This window comes from Nocardioides proteolyticus, from assembly GCF_051280635.3.
Lineage (GTDB): Bacteria > Actinomycetota > Actinomycetes > Propionibacteriales > Nocardioidaceae > Nocardioides.
In genome coordinates, this window is sequence record NZ_JBNBPO030000025.1 from 56,373 (window position 1) to 71,750 (window position 15,378).

The window sequence follows — 15,378 nt, forward strand, 5'->3', positions numbered from 1 at the left end:
TCACTCCTCCCCGGCGGGCACCAGGGTGGCGGTCAGCCCGCGGGACAGCGTGAGCACGTCGCCGACGGCGACCTCGGTGGGGACCCCCGCGTCGAGCTGGACCGGTACGCCGCCGCGGCGGGCGAGCAGGGTGCCGTTCGTGGAGTGGTCGGTGACCGTGACCCGGCCGCCGTCCGCGGCCACCTCCAGGTGGGTGCTCGAGACGTAGGGGTCGTCGACGGTGATCAGGGCCGGCAGGTTCGCGCTGCCACCGACCTGCTGGATCCGGGGGCTGCGGCCGATCAGCACCCGGCGTCGTACCGGGACCACCCGGCCGTTGGACAGGGCGACGGCGACCACCGGCCTGCCCGGTCTGGCCGGCCTCCCCGCCGCGGGGGGTACGACGCCCGGCCGGCCCGGCGCGCCGCGGAGGGCCTGCAGCTGGGCGGGCGTGATCGTGCGCCCGTCGTGGTCGGGGTCGGCTCCTCCGGCCCTTCCGGCCTCGCCGGAGCCCCCGAGGGCAGGCAGCGGAGGTGGCGGCGGGATCGTCGCGGCCGGGGGCGGGCTGCCCTGGCGGACCACCGTCCGCTCGTCGGCCGGGGCGGCGACGGCCGCGGGGGCCGGGCCGGCCACCGGTGGGGCTGCCGGCGCGGTCGGCGCCGACGGCGTCCAGGTGACACCGGCGCTGCGCACCACCCCGGCGGCGAGCGGAAGTGCCATGCCGTCGGCCCGCCCGACCGGTCGGGCCGGCCCGGCCAGCGGCACCACCTCGACCGCCGCGCCTCCGGCCAGCGGGATCGACAGCTCGGTCCAGGTCGCCACGCCGCGGCCGTCGACGGCGACGTCGCCGGTGCGCACGGCGAAGGCACCGCGGACCACGACCCGGACCTCGCCGTCCACGACCCGGGCGGCGACGAAGTCGGGGAGGTCGCCGAGGGAGCCGCGGGAGAGGACCTCCACGACCGTGAGCGGTTCGAGGTCGCGCCCGTCGAGGGCGACCACCTCGGCGAGCCGGTCCGGCGTGGTGAGGACGACGGCGTCACGGCTGACGATGGTCGGGAGCTCCCCGACGCGGTAGGTCGCCGTCATGGCCGTCCTCCGCGGGTCGGCCTGGTGTCCTCGACCGGAGCGCCGTCCGCCCGGGCGGCACCGGCGGCCCCGGCAGCCCCGGCACCACTGGCCTCGCCGTCGACGTCGACCACCACGGTGACGTTGTCGTGCCCCCCGGCGGACACGGCCGCTTCCACCAGCGTGCTCGCCGTCTGCGCGGGCGGCAGCCACTCCGAGAGGATGTGGGCGATCGCGGTGTCGGAGAGCTCCGAGGTCAGCCCGTCGGAGCACAGGAGCAGGCGCGAGCCACGCACCGCCGGCACCAGCGAGAAGTCGGCCTCCGAGTCGGCCCGGCCGCCGATGGCCCGGGTGACGACGTGGCGCTGGGGGTGGCCGAGCGCCTCCTCACGCGTGATGGCTCCGGCGTCGATGAGCTCCTGGATCACGGAGTGGTCCTTGGAGATCTGGTCGAGGATCCCGTCGGTGAAGGCGTAGGCCCGGGAGTCGCCGATGTTGGCGAGCAGCCAGTAGCCGTGGCCGTCCTCCAGCACGTAGCAGGCGGCGACCAGCGTCGACCCGGGCGCGGAGGTGAACTCGGCGGCGAGCGCGGCGACCTTGCGCCGCGCCGCCTCGATCGCCGCGTCGAGGTCGGCAGGCTGGACCTCGCCACGGGCGGCGATCGGCGCGAAGGACTCCACCACCAGCCGGCTGGCGACGTCGCCCCGTGCGTAGCCGCCCATGCCGTCGGCGACGAGGAAGACCGGCGGCAGCACCAGCCAGGAGTCCTCGTTGACCGAGCGCACGTGCCCCGGGTGGCTCGCCGTGGCGTGACGGAGCCGGGTCGTGCCGTCCGGCGCGGTCCAAGAGTCCGCGCCCGTCGCGTTGACCCGCACCGTTCGACTCCCAAGAATGCCGATGCCCCGGCCAGGTCCGGCACTGTGGGGGCAGTTCCGGCCGCAGCCTACCCGCGTAGGCTGACGGGATGAGCCAGAAGCCCGAGATCGAGTTCTTCGACCCCGAACCGCCCACCGACCTCGTGGTCACCGACATCACGGTCGGCGACGGCGCGGAGGCGACCGCCGGCAGCACCGTCTCCGTGCACTACGTCGGCGTCGCCCACTCGACCGGCGAGGAGTTCGACGCCTCCTACAACCGCGGCAACCCGCTGCAGTTCCGGCTCGGCGTGGGACAGGTCATCGAGGGCTGGGACAGCGGCGTGCAGGGCATGCGGGTCGGCGGCCGCCGCCAGCTCGTCATCCCGCCCCAGCTGGGCTACGGCGACCGGGGTGCCGGCGGCGTCATCAAGCCCGGCGAGACGCTGATCTTCGTCGTCGACCTGCTCGGTGTCAGCTGAGCGCGGCGTCCGGCCGGCCCGGCTGACCCGGCCGACCCGGCCGGCCGGGCCCCTCGGGGTGTGCCAGGTCGTAGGCGGCCGACAGCTTCTTGGGGACGACGAGCCGCCACGCGTCCACGACGTGCTCGCGGGCCTCGGCGGGGTCCAGCGCCGCCAGATCGGCGTCGACCCAGTTGAACCGCAGCTCCGACGGGCGCGGCATCCGGTACTTGTCCGGCTCGGCCGCGACCAGCGCGGCCCGCTCCTCCCTGGGGAACGCGAAGCCCATGACCTGCTCGTCGAGCGAGAACGCCACGTAGACGATCTGACCGACCCGGAACTTCAGCCGGCCGCGGACCCGCACGGGGTAGGAGCGCTCGAGCTCGGAGCCGAGCGGTCCGACGTCCTCGATCGTCGCCATGCCGGCCTCCGTCCCCGTTCGACCACCTGCCAGGCCGACCGCCGGGCTGTCCAGAACTCATCGGGACGGCTCCGGGCGGCTCACGGTCACCAGGGCAAGTCGTCGGCCATCTCTCCCTCGACGACCCGCGCGGACTGGGCAGCCACAGTGACCACGTCGCCCGGCCGCAGCTGCCGTCCGCGGCGGGTCTCCACCTCGTCGTTGACGCGCACCATGCCGCCCGCGATCAGCGGCTTCGCCTCGGCGCCGGACTCCACCAGGTTGGCGAGCTTGAGGAACTGGCCGAGGCGGATCGTTCCCTCGCTGACCTGGACGTCCACGGGCTCCGGCATGCCGCCAGCCTAGGCGGGTCGCGCTCGCGGCCGCGAGGCCCGGCTAGTGGACGGACAAGGACACCGCGTGGATGAGCAGGCCCACCAGGCCTCCGACGATGGTGCCGTTGATCCGGATGAACTGCAGGTCCCGGCCGACGTGCAGCTCGATCCGGCGGGCCGCCTCCTTGCCGTCCCACCGCTCGATGGTGTGGGTGATCACGGCCGTGAGCTCGGCGCCGTACCGGTCGACGGCGAAGACCGCCACGTCGGCCGCCATGGTGTCGAGCCGGTCGCGAAGGGCGGCGTCCGAACGCAGCCGCGCCGACGCCGCCGCGGCCTCGACCATCAGCCGGCGTCGTACGGCGCCCTCCGGGTCGGCCAGCGAGGTCACCAGCGCCTTGCGGAGCGCGTTCCACAGCGAGATGGCGGTGCCGATCACCGCGGGGTGGTCGAGCATCCGCTCCTTGAGCCGCTCCGCCCGTGCCTGCGTGTCCGGGTCCTCGAGCAGGTCGGTGGAGAGCTTGGTGAGCATCGAGTCGAGCGCCCGCCGCGCACGGTGCTCGGGGTTGCCGCGGATCTCGCCCACCCACCGCACCATCTCCACGTGCAGCCGGGCCGTCACGTAGTTGTTCAGCCCCTCCGGCGCCCACCACGGCGCCCGCTCGCCGAGCACCTCCTGCACCGTCTCGGGGTTGGCCAGCAGCCACCCGTGCATCTCCTGGAGCATCAGGTCGACGAGCCCGTGGTGCAGGTCGTCGCGCAGCGCCTCCGCCAGCAGGCCACCGAGCAGCGGCGCGATCGGCTCCTCCCGGAAGCGCGGCACCAGCGCCTCGGTGACCAGGGCCTCGATGTGGTCCTCGCGCACCTTGCTCAGACCGATCCTGGCCAGGTCGGAGGCCTCGGTGACGACCCGCTCGGCGTTGGCCTCGACGGCGAGCCAGTCGCCGACCCGCTGGGCGATACCCACCGCGAGGACCCGCTCGCGGATGATGTCCTCCTGGAGGAAGTTCTCCCCCACGAACTCCTCGAGCCCCTTGCCCAGGTCGTCCTTGCGCTTCGGCACCAGCGCGGTGTGCGGGATCGGCAGGCCGAGGGGATGCTTGAACAGCGCGGTGACGGCGAACCAGTCGGCGATGGCGCCGACCATCGAGGCCTCGGCCCCGGCGTTCACGAACCCCCAGACCCCGTCCTCCCCGATCGTGAGGACGTAGACGGCGGCCGCCAGGAGCAGGAGGGACACGGCGACCGTCCGCATCCGCCGCAGCGCGCTCCTGCGGATCGCGTCTGCGGACGGGTCGGAGGGCAGAAGTGGGCCGGACACCCGCTCATCCTCGCGCAGAGGTGGCTGAGGCCCCGGGACGAGGCACCGGACGCCGGCGGGGGCGAGTCGCGGAACCCCCCAGTCGCCGCAACCCGCCCCCGGCGCCCGCCCGGCCGTGCAGGGCCGGACCGATCGCCTTGTGAAGATTCAACGAGGGCGGGCCCCGGAGGTTCCGCGCTTCGCGCAGATCGGGGCCGGGTCAGGCCGTCGTGCGCCGCCGTGCGGGGACCAGGCCGGCGAGGACCATCCCGCCGAAGGCGGCGGTCGCTCCGACCACGAAGCAGACCCGGTAGGCGCCCTCGCTCGCCATCGCATGACCCGCGAGGTCGATGGTGGAGGCGGTGAGGATCGCCGCCATCGCGGCGGACGAGACGCTCGTCCCGATCGACCGCATCAGGCCGTTGATGCCGACGGCGGAGCCAGCCTCCGTCGGCGGCACCGACTCCAGGATCAGCGTGGGCATCGCGGCATAGCCGATCCCCACGCCGGCCGAGGTGATGCAGGAGGCGACCATGAGCTGCCAGGGAGCGGCGGTGAGGAAGACCGCGGACAGGTAGCCGGTGCCGAGCACCGCGGCACCGATCATCAGCGTCCGGCGGGCGCCCAGCACCCGGATCAGCCGCCCCGACAGCGGGGAGAAGGCCATCATCACCAGGCCGCCCGGCGCCATCCACAGGCCGGTCTCCAGCAGCGACTGACCCAGGCCGTAGCCGGTCTCGACCGGTGCCTGCAGCAGCCGCGGCACGACGATCGCCTGGGCCATCATCCCGAACCCGATGGCGATCGCGGCGAGGTTGGTCAGCAGGACCGGGCGGCGCGCGCTGACCCGCAGGTCGCACAGCGGGTCCCCGACCCGCAGCTCGTAGCCGCCCCACATCAGCAGCACCAGCACGCCACCGACCAGCAGGCCGAGGGTCCGCCCCTCGGCCCAGCCCCACTCGTTGCCCTTGGTGATGGCGACCAGCAGGGCGACCAGGCCGACCGCGAGGCCCAAGGCACCCACAGCGTCGAACCGGCCGCCGACCGCGTCCTGCACGTGCGGGACGAGGAGCACGACGGCGACCGCGACGGCGGCGGCGAGCCCGGTGGCGACCCAGAACAGGGTGTGCCAGCTGTAGTCCTCGACGATCCAGGCGGACAGGGGCAGGCCGATCGCGCCGCCCACCCCGAGGGTGGCGCTCATCGCCGCCATCGCGGTCGCCGTCAGCCGCGGCGGCGTCACCTCGCGCATCAGCGCGATCCCGACCGGGATGAACCCCATCGCGAGGCCCTGCAGCAACCGGCCCGCCAGCATCGGGGCCAGCGTGTCGCTGACCGCGCAGACCACGGACCCGGCGACCAGGACGCCGGCGCTGACCGCGAGCACCCGCTGCTTGCCGAACAGGTCTGCGAGGCGTCCGGCGATCGGCATCGCCACCGCCCCGGCCACCAGGGTCGCCGTGACCACCCACGACGCGTTCGCCTCGCTGGTGCCGAGCAGCAGGCCCAGCTCGCCCTGGATCGGGATGACCATCGTCTGGGTCAGCGCGGCGGTGAGCCCGCCGAAGCACAGCACGACGACGGTGAGCAGGGGTGAGTGCCGGCCCGCCGCGGGGAGCGTGGCGGCGGGGACGGCCCCGGACGAGGTCGTGGTCACCGGAGGAGTCAACGGCGTTGACCCCAGGGCTGTCAACACCGTTGACAACCGCGGGGGACGTCGTACGGTGAGTCCCGTGACCAGCACCTCCTCGACCGCCGACGCCCGGCACCTGCGCCCCGCGGGCCGGGCGACGCGGGCGGCGATCGAGGACGCCGCCCGGGCGCTCTTCGCCGAGCGCGGCTTCGAGAGCACGTCGGTGCGCGCGATCGCCGCGACGGCCGGCGTCGATCCGGCCCTGGTGATCCGGCACTTCGGCACCAAGGAGGCGCTCTTCCTGCGCTGCGTCGACACCGCCACCGGCGTCCGCACGGTCGTCGAGGGTCCGCTGGAGGGCATGGGACGCCGGCTCGTCGGCTACTTCGTCGACAAGCCGAGCACCGGCTTCCCCCAGCGGTACGTCGCGCTGGTGCAGGCCGCCCACCGGCCGCAGGTCCGCGCGGAGCTGCACCGGCAGACGGCCGAGGGCTTCGTCGCGCCGCTGGCGCCGCGGCTCGAGGGCGCCCACCGCGAGCTGCGGGTGGCCCTCCTGGTCGCCCAGGTGGGCGGCCTGTTGAGCATGCTCTACCTCCAGCAGGACCCGGTGCTCACCGCGGCCGAGCCTGGCGACCTCGTCGACACCTACGGCCCCGCCATCCAGCAGCTGATCACGCCGGCCGGCCGCTAGGCGGGCCACCGGCCTGAGGAGGCCCCGGCCTGCCGCCGACCCCGGTCAGTCGCGGGGCACCGCCCGAGCGACCGCGGTGCGGCTCAGCACCCGCGTGATCTGGTGGCCCAGCCGGGGTGAGGCCCGGCCCGCGCGAGCCGCCCTGGCCACGGCCCGGTCCACCGGCGTGAGGCCCACCGCGTTCGGCGCCACGGCGTACGTCGGGCCCGGCGCGCGCCGCGCGACCGGGCGTCCCTCGAGGGCTGCCAGCAGCCGCCAGGAACCGGGCACGCCCTTCAGGTCGTGCACCCCGCGGTCCTCGAACTCGATCGCCGAGCCGAGCACCAGGTCGCGGACCGCAGCCGAGACCAGCACCTCGCCGCCGCGCGCCTTCGCGGCGATGCGGGCCCCGAGGTGCACGGCCATGCCGCCGAGGTCGTCGCCGAGCAGCTCGCACTCACCGGTGTGCACGCCTGCGCGGATGTCCACGCCGAGCTCGTCGGCCGCGGCCCGCACGATGCCGTGGGCGGCCCGGATCGCCCGCGCCGGCCCGTCGAACCGCGCGAACACGCCGTCGCCGAGCGTCTTGACGACCGATCCCCCGGCGCGGCCGACCTCGCGCGCGACGAGGGCGTCGTGGCGCTCGAGCAGCGACCGCCACCGGGTGTCCCCCAGGCGGGCGGCACCCGCGGTCGAGTCGACGATGTCGGTGAACAGGAGCGTGACCAGGGCCCGGTCGGCGTCGCGCGGGGCGTGGGCTCCGGTGAGGAAGTCCTCGAGGGCGTCGAGCACCGGCTCGGTCTCGCCGAGCCACGGGAGATGGCTGGTGCCGGGGAGCTCGAGCATCCGGGCGCCAGCGATCCGGTCGGCCAGGTAGCGGCCCATCTGCACCGGCAGCGGCTCGTCGACCCGGTGCAGCACCAGCGTCGGACAGGTGATCGACGAGAGCACATGGGTGACGTCGATCTGGGCGGCCGCGTCGATGAGCGCACTCGCCATGGCGGGGCTGGCCGCCAGCCGCTCGAAGAGGGCGAGACTCTCCCGCGTGGCGCGGTCCCCGGCCAGCTCGGGAGCGAACAGGTCCAGGATCCGGCCCTCGCCCCAGTTCTCATGGATCTCGGCGAAGGCGGCCAGGATCTCGTTGCGCCGGGGGATCAGCTCGGGGAAGAACTCGGCCGAGGGGAAGCGGGCGAAGCTGCCGAACAGCGCCAGCGCGGTGGTGCGCTCGGGGTAGGCCGCGGCGAACAGCAGGCTCAGCGGCCCGCCCTCCGAGAAGCCGAGCAGCGCCGAGTGCGAGGACCCGACAGCGTCCAGCACCGCGTGCAGGTCCTCCATCCGCTCCTCCATGGCGGGGAGTCCGGGGGCCGGGTCGGAGAGGCCCGTGCCCCGCTTGTCGTAGAGGATCAGCCGCGAGAACGACGCCAGCCGCTGCATGAAGCGCGTGGTCTCCGGGAGCATCCACCACAGGTCCAGGTGGGAGACGTAGCCGGGGGTCATCACAAGGTCGACCGGGCCGTCGCCCACGACCTGGTAGGCGACCCGGATGTCGCCGTTGCGGGCGTAGCCGGTCTTGGGTCGCATGGGCCTCACTCCTCCGCACCGCGGAAACCCCGCCCCTCCCCCAGCATCGTCCCGGACGTCGGGAGCCACAAGGAGGACCGCGGGCAAAATCGCCCGGCGGCCTGCGACGCTGGCGACAGGTCTAGACGGCGCCGAGCGGCACGAGGGGCACGACGGCACGACGGACCCGCCGGCACGACGGACCCGCCGGGGAGACCGCCGCGGTCAGTGCTTCAGCGACGGGTCCCAGCGGTTGGCGATCAGCTGGAAGCTCGGCGTGTCCTTCAGCGAGGTCATCGCCTCGTAGATCCGCTCGTACTTCGTCGACGCGATCCGCCAGGCGCCGTCAGGGTCCTTGCGGTAGCTGTCGACGTAGTAGCCGCCGCCGCGGATCTGCACCTGGAAGTCCGGCACGATCACGGTGTCCTCGAACGCCCAGGAGCCGGTGGCCGTGTCGCCGTCGACGTCGATCTCCGGGTGGTTGGCGATGTGGACGGTGATGATCCCGGGGCCGAGGTTCTCCGACATGAAGGCCACCACGTCGGCGCGGTTGTCGTAGTGCAGCGGCTTGTCCATCGCCTGGGTGCCGTAGCGCGCGGTGACGTCCTCGGCCAGGCAGTCCCCGAACTCGTCCCAGAGCTTGAGGTCCAGGGTGCGGAAGTAGCGGTGCTTGAGGCGCTTGATCTGCTCGATCGCGACGAGGTCCATGCGGGCAGCCTAGAACGTGTTCTACCGCGCTGAGGAGAGCCTGCCGGAAACTCGAGCGGCTTTGCTCGTGGTCGCGCGGGCGCCGTACGCCGCACCGGGCCGGGGAAGGCGGGCGGCCGGAGGCGCGTTGACCGGCCATGAGGCTGTCGCTGCTGGACCGCTCCCGCACCCGTGCGGGCGCGCCCGACGGCGAGGCGCTGGCGGGGACGATCGCCCGGGCGGAGCACGCCGAGCGGGTCGGCTACGAGCGGTTCTGGGTCGCCGAGCACCACGCCGTGCCGGGCATCGCGTCGGGCAGCCCGGCCGTGCTGCTGGCCGCGATCGGCGGCCGCACGTCGCGCATCCGGATCGGCTCGGGCGGCGTGATGCTGCCGTTGCACCAGCCGCTCGTCGTCGCCGAGCAGTTTCTCGTCCTCGACGCGCTGCACCCCGGCCGGGTCGACCTGGGACTGGGCCGATCCCTCGGCTTCACGCCGCCGGTCCGGCGCGCGCTCCGCCGCGACCTCGACGCCGCCGACTCCTTCGCGGAGGACCTGGCCGAGCTCCGTGACTACCTGGAGGGCACGGCGCCGGTGACCGCCAGACCGGCAACTCAGCACGGGCGGTCATCGGTGCCGATGCACCTGCTGGCGACCGGCCGCGGGATCCAGGTCGCGGCGCGGCTCGGCCTGCCCGTCGTCGTCGGAGGACCGGTGCTGGACGCCGACGAGCTGCCCGAGCTGCTGGAGCGCTACCGCCGGGAGTTCCGACCCCACCGCGCCAGCGCGCCGTGGGTGACCGTCTCGCTCGACCTGGTCGTCGCCGACGACGACGCGACCGCGCGGGAGCTGGCCCTGCCCGAGGCGTGGGCGATGGCGGTCTCCCGACAGACCGGCGAGTTCCCACCGCTGGACTCCGTGGCGGCGATCCGCGACCGGAGCTGGCCGGCGCAGGTGCAGCGCCGGATCGACGCCGCGCTCGCGCGGACGGCCGCCGGCAGCCCGGCGACCGTGCGGCGGCACCTCGAGCGGCTGGTCGAGCGGACCGGGGCGGACGAGGTGCTCTCCAGCACCTCGACCTACGACCGCGAGGCGCTCCTCGCCTCGGACCTGCTGCTGCGGGAGATCGTGCGCTGACCCGCCCGCGCCCCGTCGCTCAGAACGCAGGCACCCGTGCCTCCCGCGCCTCCAGCGCAGCCGTGAGCAGGGCGACCAGCGCCTCGGTCTGCAGGTCGATGGCCACGCCCTCGACCTCCTCGCCCGCGCCGTCCAGCGCCCGCGCTGCGAGGCCGGCCTTCTTGTCGATCAGCTCGGCGATCCGGACGTCGAGGGTCTGCGTCGCGATCACCCGCCACGCGGTGACCGGCTCCGCCTGGCCGATCCGGTGCACACGGTCGATCGCCTGCGTCTGCTCGGCGTCGGTCCACGACAGCTCCGCCAGCACCAGGTTGGAGGCGACCTGGAGGTTCAGCCCGACGCCCGCCGCGGTGAGCGAGCAGACCGCCACCTGCACGTCCGGGTCGTTGACGAAGGCGTCGATCTGCTTCTGGCGCACCGTCGAGGTCTGGTCGCCCCGCACCGAGCTGTAGCGGATCCCGCGCTCGGCGAAGGTCCGCTCCGCCAGGTCCATCACGTCGATGTGCTTGGCGAAGAACACGACCTTGCCGACGTTGCGCGCCAGCTGCGCGGTGTAGTCGGCCGCGAGGCCGGCCTTCGCCTGGCCGATCCGGCGCAGCATCTCGAAGACGTTCTCGCCGGTCTTGGTGGAGGTGTCCTCCCGCTCCCACGTCGCCACCCGGCGGACCAGCTCGTGGTCGATCCCCTCCACCACGGCGCCGCTGCGGCGCGTGGAGAGCGCGGCGTCGTACCGCTCGACCATGCGGCGGGCCAGCTCCTGCTCGGCCTTGCGGATCGAGCGCCCGGCCTCGCCCTCGAGCTCGACGGGGATGTCGGCGATGCGGCGGGCGGGGATGTCGGCGGCCACGTCGATCTTGCGGCGTCGCACGATGCCCTGCTCGACGACGGCCCGGCGGGCGGCGGGGTAGAACCCCGGGTCGGCCGGGGTGAGGCCGATCTCCTCCAGCGCCTCCATCAGGTCGCCCTGCGGCAGCACCTCGTCGATCCAGCCCAGGAACTGCCAGATCGCGCGGAAGTCCTCGATGTCGTTGATCAGCGGGGTGCCGGTCAGGGCCATCATCAGCGGCCGGGCGATCCGAGAGCGGATCTTGTCGGACAGCTGGAGGACGTTCTGGGAGCGCTGGGACGTCTTGTTCTTGATGTAGTGGGCCTCGTCGACGATCATCCCGCGCAGCCCGTGGTTGGCGAGCCAGCCGACGTGCCGGTCGAGGATCTCGTAGTTGACGATGAACACGTCGGCGAAGCCGTCGACGTCCTCGCCGTCGCCGTGCACCACCGTGGCGCGGCGGTTCGGCGTCCAGAGGTCCACCTCGCGGGCCCAGTTGGTCTTCACCACGTTGGGCACCACGGCGAGCAGCGGGAACGCCTCGGCGGCCTCGGCGGCGAGCAGCGCCTGCGCGGTCTTGCCGAGGCCGGGCTCGTCGGCGAGCAGGAAGGTCCGGTGCCCCATCGCCGCAGCACCCACCAGCTGCGCCTGGTGGGGCATCAGCTCGCGGCCGAGCGGCGCGTGCCGGCCGGTCAGCGAGGTGAGCTCGTCGGCGTCCGGCAGCGGCATGCAGGCCGGAGCGTCCGGCGCCGCCCGCTCGAAGGACCGGAACAGCGGCTCGAGCAGCTCCCACCCCGCCAGGCGACGGGGCCGGGCGGTGGCCCGGGCGTGGGAGAAGTCGGGCACCAGGAACGGGTTGGAGAGCTGACGCGCCTGGACCGACAGCGGGATCGGCCGGCGCTCCGCCAGCCCGGTCTCCGCCTCCTCGGCCTCCGGCTCCGGCTCGGGCTCCGGCTCGTCGACGCCGGCCTTGCGCAGCAGCTCCCGGCGCATCGCCTTGGCCGACTCCGAGATCTCGGCGTTCTCGTCGAGCAGCGTGAACAGCGTGCTGTCGCGCGCCGCCGTCTGGGCGAGGATCGTCGCGATCCCGTCGAGCCGCTTGAGCTCCTCGCCCCGCTTGCTGTCGGAGATCGACTCGTCGGCCTTGACCCGCGCCCGCTCCTCGCGGGCGAGCAGCGCCACCACCTGGAACTTGGCGCGCACCTCCGGCATGGCGGAGCGTCGGGCGACCGCCGCCTCCACCTCGCGCACGGCACGGGCGAGCTGGGGGATGATCCCCTCTTCGTTGCGGCGCTGCCGCGGCTGCTGGCCACGACGCTGCTGCGTCGTGCCCCGCTGGCTTCCTCGAGCCACAGGTGTCCTTCCGATGCGGACGGATCCGCAGGTCGCCGGCGGCTCGCGCTGCTGCGGGAGGGCGCCGATCGGGTGCTCCTCGCCGGAGGGCGTCCCTCGGTCGTGACGGGGGTCCGGCGGTGGTCTCCAGACTAGCGCACCACCCGGACGCCGGCGCAGGTACCGCACCACCGGACGCGCGGCGCCGACGGAAGGCCAGGTGGGATCCCAGGCCGAGTCGCAGGCCGAGTCGCAGGCCGGGTCACAGGCCGGGTCACAGGCCGGGTCACAGGCCGAGTTCCAGGCCGAGTCACAGGCCGAGTCACAGGTGGGCCACAGCCGCGGCGCAGCCTCCACCCAGCGTCGCCCCGCACGGTGGCGGCAGGCCCGCAGGGAGCGGGCCCCGAGAGGAGCACACGTGAGCAAGTACCGCATCAGGGCGGCCGCACTGCTGGCCGCCGGCGCCGTCACCGGCGGAGTCACGGCAGCGACGCTGTCGGCCACCGCGCAGGAAGCAGCCACCGACGCGGGCGCGGCGTCCCAGGCGTCGGCGTTCGGGCGGGGCGACGGCGACCGTCCGGCGGGCGGCCCGGGGCATGGCTTCGGACACGGCTTCGGGGACACCGCCGATCTCGCCGCCGCGCTGGGCGTGGACCAGGACGAGCTGGAGAGCGCGCTCGACGAGGTCCGCGAGCAGCTGCGCCCGGACGGAGCCGGCGAGGCCGCCTCGGGCGAGGACGACCGGCGCACGCCGCCGACCGATGCCGAGCGCGACGCGCGGGACGCGGCGTTCGCCAAGGCCCTGGCCGACGAGCTCGGCGTCGCCGAGAGCAAGGTCACCGACGCGCTGAGCACGGTCCGGTCCGCGCACGCCGCCGAGCACCGCGAGCAGCTCGCCGAGCGCCTCGACCAGGCGGTCGAGGACGGCGACATCACCGCCGCCGACAAGGCGTCGGTGCTCAAGGCGTACGACGCCGGGGTGATCCGGCCCTGAGTCGGCACTGAGCCGATCCTGAGCCGATCCCTGGGCCGGCCGGGTCCGGCGGGGACCCGGCCGGCGCGTCGGGATCAGGCGCCGAGTGCGTGCCGGCCCACCGCGGCGAGGGTCTCCTCCGGGGTCAGCGGGTGGAACTTCGCCGCCCGGATGTCGCGGTAGCAGCGCTCGATCACCGAGCCCTTGAAGAAGGCGGCGCCCCCGGCGACGTCCATCGCGACGTCGCACACCGCCACGCCGGCGCGGGCGACCTCCGCCTTCGCCGCCATCACGGCGAGGAAGGTGTCGTAGGAGGGCGCCGGGTCGTCGCCGACCGCGGCGAGGGCGCCGTCCAGCGCCCACGCCGCGACCTGGAGCCGCGTGCGCATCACGCCCACCTGCCGCTGCGTCGCCGCGTCGCCGGCCTTGCGACCCGCGGCGGCGACCGCGGCGTCGTACGCCGCCTCGGCGACGCCGAGGTAGGCGCCGCAGATGATCGGGAAGGCGACGCTCGTGATCACCTGGAGCGGGGGGTCGACCACGCCGAAGGGGCGGTTGGCGAGGACCTTCTCGGCGGGCACGAAGACGTCGACCAGGTCGATGTCGTTGCTGGCGGTCCCGCGCATGCCGAGCGTGTTCCAGTTGTCGGCCACGGTGACGCCCTCGGCGGCGACCGGCACCGCCATGTTGAGCACCCGCCGCCCCTGCTCGGGGTCGTCGAGGCAGAACATCGTGGACAGCACGGTGCCGTGGTGGGACTGGCTGGCGAACCGCTTGCGCCCGGTCACGCGGTAGCCGCCCTCGACCGGCACCGCCTCACCGTGCGGGTGGGTGAAGTCGCCGCCCCCGGTGGAGACGAGCAGGACGTTCTCCTCGGCCACCCGGCGCAGCGTCGCCTCGGCTCCGGGCAGGCCGCGCCGGTAGCGCCAGGCGGTGAACGCGACGACGTGCTGGTGCATGGCGCTGGCGAGGGCGGTGGACCCGCAGTGATGCCCGAGCTCGCGCTGCAGGGCGGTCAGCTCAGCGACCGTGGCGCCGTCGCCACCGAGCTCGACCGGCACGGCGGCACGGAGCAGACCGGCGTCGCGGAGGGCGTCGTACGACTCGGACACGAAGGTGCCGGCCACGTCGTGGCGGGCAGCGTGGGCGGCGAGCACAGGAGCGACCTGGGCTGCCTTGTCGAGGAGGCGCGAGCCGGGCGCCCGGCCGGGCTCGCGGTCGGCGACGGCGGTCGTGCCGCTCGTCGGGGTGCTGATGGTGGTCATGGCCTCACTGTCCGTCCGGCCGGCGGCCGCTGCTAGTCCACAAACGTGACCGGTCCAGTCCGGGCGAAGGGGTATCGCCGAGGCGCCGGAGGGAGGAACATGGACCAATGCCCGACTACGGCAACTACTGCCCCGTGTCGATGGCGGCTGAAGTGGTGGCCGACCGCTGGACGCCCCTGATCATCCGGGAGCTGGTGCTCGGCAACACCCGCTTCAACGACATCGCGCGCGCCATGCCGGGCATCTCCCGGTCGCTGCTGGTCCAGCGCCTGCGCCACCTCGAGCGCAAGGGCGTCCTGCACACCTGGCCGGCGGCGAGCGGCCGGGGCAACGAGTACCACCTCACCCCGGCCGGGAAGGACCTCGAGCGGGTTCTCGACAGCCTGGGACGGTGGGCGATCGAGTGGCTCTTCGAGGAGCTGCAGCCGCAGGAGGTCTCGCCGACCACGCTGATGTGGTGGATGCACCGCCGGGTCGCCACGGCGAGCCTGCCCGTCGACCGGACCATCGTCGAGTTCCGCCACACCGCGCCCACCGCCACCACGATCTGGCTGGTGATGGAGCGGCACGAGGTGTCGGTGTGCCTGCAACGCCCCGGCTTCGACGTGGACGTGGTGGTCACCGCCACGACCGGCGCGCTGGCCGACGTCTTCCAGGGCTACCGCACCTGGCGGGAGGCCGTCGACGACGGCGCGGTCGTGGTCGAGGGGCCGCGACGACTCACGAACGCGCTCCCCCGGTGGTTCCTGTGGAGCCCGTGGGCGGAGGTGACCCGTGAGCGCGCCGACCGTGCGGCCGCGGAGCGCGCCGCCCGGGAGAGCGCGGAGCGGGCCGCTCGCGAGGGCGTGTCCGCTGCCGGCCCCGCGGCCCCCGTCGACGTGCCGGGGACGACGGCCGCC

The 15,378-nt window shown here is 74.2% G+C and carries 15 protein-coding genes; 5 read left to right on the plus strand and 10 right to left on the minus strand.

What is annotated here, in order from left to right:
• Both ACPOLA_RS15115 and ACPOLA_RS15120 read right to left on the minus strand, forming a co-directional pair.
• A complete protein-coding gene (locus tag ACPOLA_RS15115) occupies nt 1-1,068 on the minus strand; it encodes an FHA domain-containing protein (RefSeq protein WP_435771264.1) in 1,068 nt (355 codons plus the stop codon).
• Nucleotides 1,065-1,922: a PP2C family protein-serine/threonine phosphatase gene (locus ACPOLA_RS15120; RefSeq protein ID WP_435771265.1), complete on the minus strand. Its 858-nt coding sequence runs from the start codon at nt 1,920-1,922 to the stop codon at nt 1,065-1,067. Before ACPOLA_RS15120 ends, ACPOLA_RS15115 begins: the two co-directional genes overlap by 4 nt.
• Nucleotides 1,923-2,011: 89 nt before the next feature.
• Between ACPOLA_RS15120 and ACPOLA_RS15125 the strand changes: the two genes are divergently transcribed.
• Nucleotides 2,012-2,383 carry an FKBP-type peptidyl-prolyl cis-trans isomerase gene (locus tag ACPOLA_RS15125; protein ID WP_435771266.1) on the plus strand — a complete coding sequence of 124 codons (372 nt, stop codon included), beginning with the start codon at nt 2,012-2,014 and terminating at the stop codon, nt 2,381-2,383.
• On the opposite strand, the gene ACPOLA_RS15130 is transcribed toward ACPOLA_RS15125, so the two are convergent.
• From ACPOLA_RS15130 to ACPOLA_RS15145, 4 genes are all read right to left on the minus strand, one after another.
• Nucleotides 2,376-2,783, minus strand: coding sequence for an MmcQ/YjbR family DNA-binding protein (locus ACPOLA_RS15130; RefSeq protein ID WP_435771267.1), 408 nt, complete (start codon nt 2,781-2,783; stop codon nt 2,376-2,378). The genes ACPOLA_RS15125 and ACPOLA_RS15130 overlap by 8 nt on opposite strands.
• Before the next feature lie 86 nt (nt 2,784-2,869).
• A complete protein-coding gene (locus ACPOLA_RS15135) occupies nt 2,870-3,115 on the minus strand; it encodes an RNA-binding S4 domain-containing protein (protein ID WP_435771268.1) in 246 nt (81 codons plus the stop codon).
• A gap of 43 nt (nt 3,116-3,158) precedes the next feature.
• The gene (locus tag ACPOLA_RS15140) at nt 3,159-4,418 is read right to left on the minus strand and encodes a DUF445 domain-containing protein (RefSeq protein WP_435771269.1); all 1,260 of its coding nucleotides are present in this window, start codon (nt 4,416-4,418) and stop codon (nt 3,159-3,161) included.
• Nucleotides 4,419-4,617: 199 nt separating this feature from the next.
• Nucleotides 4,618-6,054 carry an MFS transporter gene (locus tag ACPOLA_RS15145; protein ID WP_435771270.1) on the minus strand — a complete coding sequence of 479 codons (1,437 nt, stop codon included), beginning with the start codon at nt 6,052-6,054 and terminating at the stop codon, nt 4,618-4,620.
• 76 nt (nt 6,055-6,130) lie between these two features.
• Between ACPOLA_RS15145 and ACPOLA_RS15150 the strand changes: the two genes are divergently transcribed.
• The gene (locus ACPOLA_RS15150; RefSeq protein WP_435771271.1) at nt 6,131-6,721 is read left to right on the plus strand and encodes a TetR/AcrR family transcriptional regulator; all 591 of its coding nucleotides are present in this window, start codon (nt 6,131-6,133) and stop codon (nt 6,719-6,721) included.
• Nucleotides 6,722-6,766: 45 nt separating this feature from the next.
• On the opposite strand, the gene ACPOLA_RS15155 is transcribed toward ACPOLA_RS15150, so the two are convergent.
• Together ACPOLA_RS15155 and ACPOLA_RS15160 are read right to left on the minus strand one after the other, a co-directional pair.
• A complete protein-coding gene (locus tag ACPOLA_RS15155) occupies nt 6,767-8,281 on the minus strand; it encodes an adenylate/guanylate cyclase domain-containing protein (protein WP_435771272.1) in 1,515 nt (504 codons plus the stop codon).
• 204 nt (nt 8,282-8,485) lie between these two features.
• On the minus strand, nt 8,486-8,968 hold the full coding sequence (locus ACPOLA_RS15160) for a nuclear transport factor 2 family protein (protein WP_435771273.1): 483 nt from the start codon (nt 8,966-8,968) through the stop codon (nt 8,486-8,488).
• Nucleotides 8,969-9,105: 137 nt separating this feature from the next.
• Between ACPOLA_RS15160 and ACPOLA_RS15165 the strand changes: the two genes are divergently transcribed.
• On the plus strand, nt 9,106-10,083 hold the full coding sequence (locus tag ACPOLA_RS15165; protein ID WP_435771274.1) for an MsnO8 family LLM class oxidoreductase: 978 nt from the start codon (nt 9,106-9,108) through the stop codon (nt 10,081-10,083).
• Between the two features lie 19 nt (nt 10,084-10,102).
• Here the strand turns inward: ACPOLA_RS15165 and ACPOLA_RS15170 are convergent, their stop codons facing one another.
• Nucleotides 10,103-12,262: a DEAD/DEAH box helicase gene (locus ACPOLA_RS15170; RefSeq protein WP_435771275.1), complete on the minus strand. Its 2,160-nt coding sequence runs from the start codon at nt 12,260-12,262 to the stop codon at nt 10,103-10,105.
• A 397-nt stretch (nt 12,263-12,659) separates the two neighbouring features.
• Between ACPOLA_RS15170 and ACPOLA_RS15175 the strand changes: the two genes are divergently transcribed.
• Nucleotides 12,660-13,235, plus strand: a complete 576-nt coding sequence (locus tag ACPOLA_RS15175) for a hypothetical protein (RefSeq protein WP_435771276.1) — start codon at nt 12,660-12,662, stop codon at nt 13,233-13,235.
• Between the two features lie 74 nt (nt 13,236-13,309).
• On the opposite strand, the gene ACPOLA_RS15180 is transcribed toward ACPOLA_RS15175, so the two are convergent.
• Nucleotides 13,310-14,479 carry an acyl-CoA dehydrogenase family protein gene (locus ACPOLA_RS15180; protein ID WP_435771277.1) on the minus strand — a complete coding sequence of 390 codons (1,170 nt, stop codon included), beginning with the start codon at nt 14,477-14,479 and terminating at the stop codon, nt 13,310-13,312.
• A gap of 107 nt (nt 14,480-14,586) precedes the next feature.
• Between ACPOLA_RS15180 and ACPOLA_RS15185 the strand changes: the two genes are divergently transcribed.
• Nucleotides 14,587-15,378 (plus strand): winged helix-turn-helix transcriptional regulator (locus tag ACPOLA_RS15185; RefSeq protein ID WP_435771278.1); only part of this gene is annotated, 792 nt, incomplete at its 3' end.

Excerpts from the sequence above, each read along its gene's own strand:
- ACPOLA_RS15115 (WP_435771264.1), bottom strand. The coding sequence starts at position 1,068 with ATGACGGCGACCTACCGCGTCGGGGAGCTCCCGACCATCGTCAGCCGT.
- ACPOLA_RS15125 (WP_435771266.1), top strand. The coding sequence starts at position 2,012 with ATGAGCCAGAAGCCCGAGATCGAGTTCTTCGACCCCGAACCGCCCACC.
- ACPOLA_RS15130 (WP_435771267.1), bottom strand. The coding sequence starts at position 2,783 with ATGGCGACGATCGAGGACGTCGGACCGCTCGGCTCCGAGCTCGAGCGC.
- ACPOLA_RS15135 (WP_435771268.1), bottom strand. The coding sequence starts at position 3,115 with ATGCCGGAGCCCGTGGACGTCCAGGTCAGCGAGGGAACGATCCGCCTC.
- ACPOLA_RS15155 (WP_435771272.1), bottom strand. The coding sequence starts at position 8,281 with ATGCGACCCAAGACCGGCTACGCCCGCAACGGCGACATCCGGGTCGCC.
- ACPOLA_RS15160 (WP_435771273.1), bottom strand. The coding sequence starts at position 8,968 with ATGGACCTCGTCGCGATCGAGCAGATCAAGCGCCTCAAGCACCGCTAC.
- ACPOLA_RS15165 (WP_435771274.1), top strand. The coding sequence starts at position 9,106 with ATGAGGCTGTCGCTGCTGGACCGCTCCCGCACCCGTGCGGGCGCGCCC.
- ACPOLA_RS15180 (WP_435771277.1), bottom strand. The coding sequence starts at position 14,479 with ATGACCACCATCAGCACCCCGACGAGCGGCACGACCGCCGTCGCCGAC.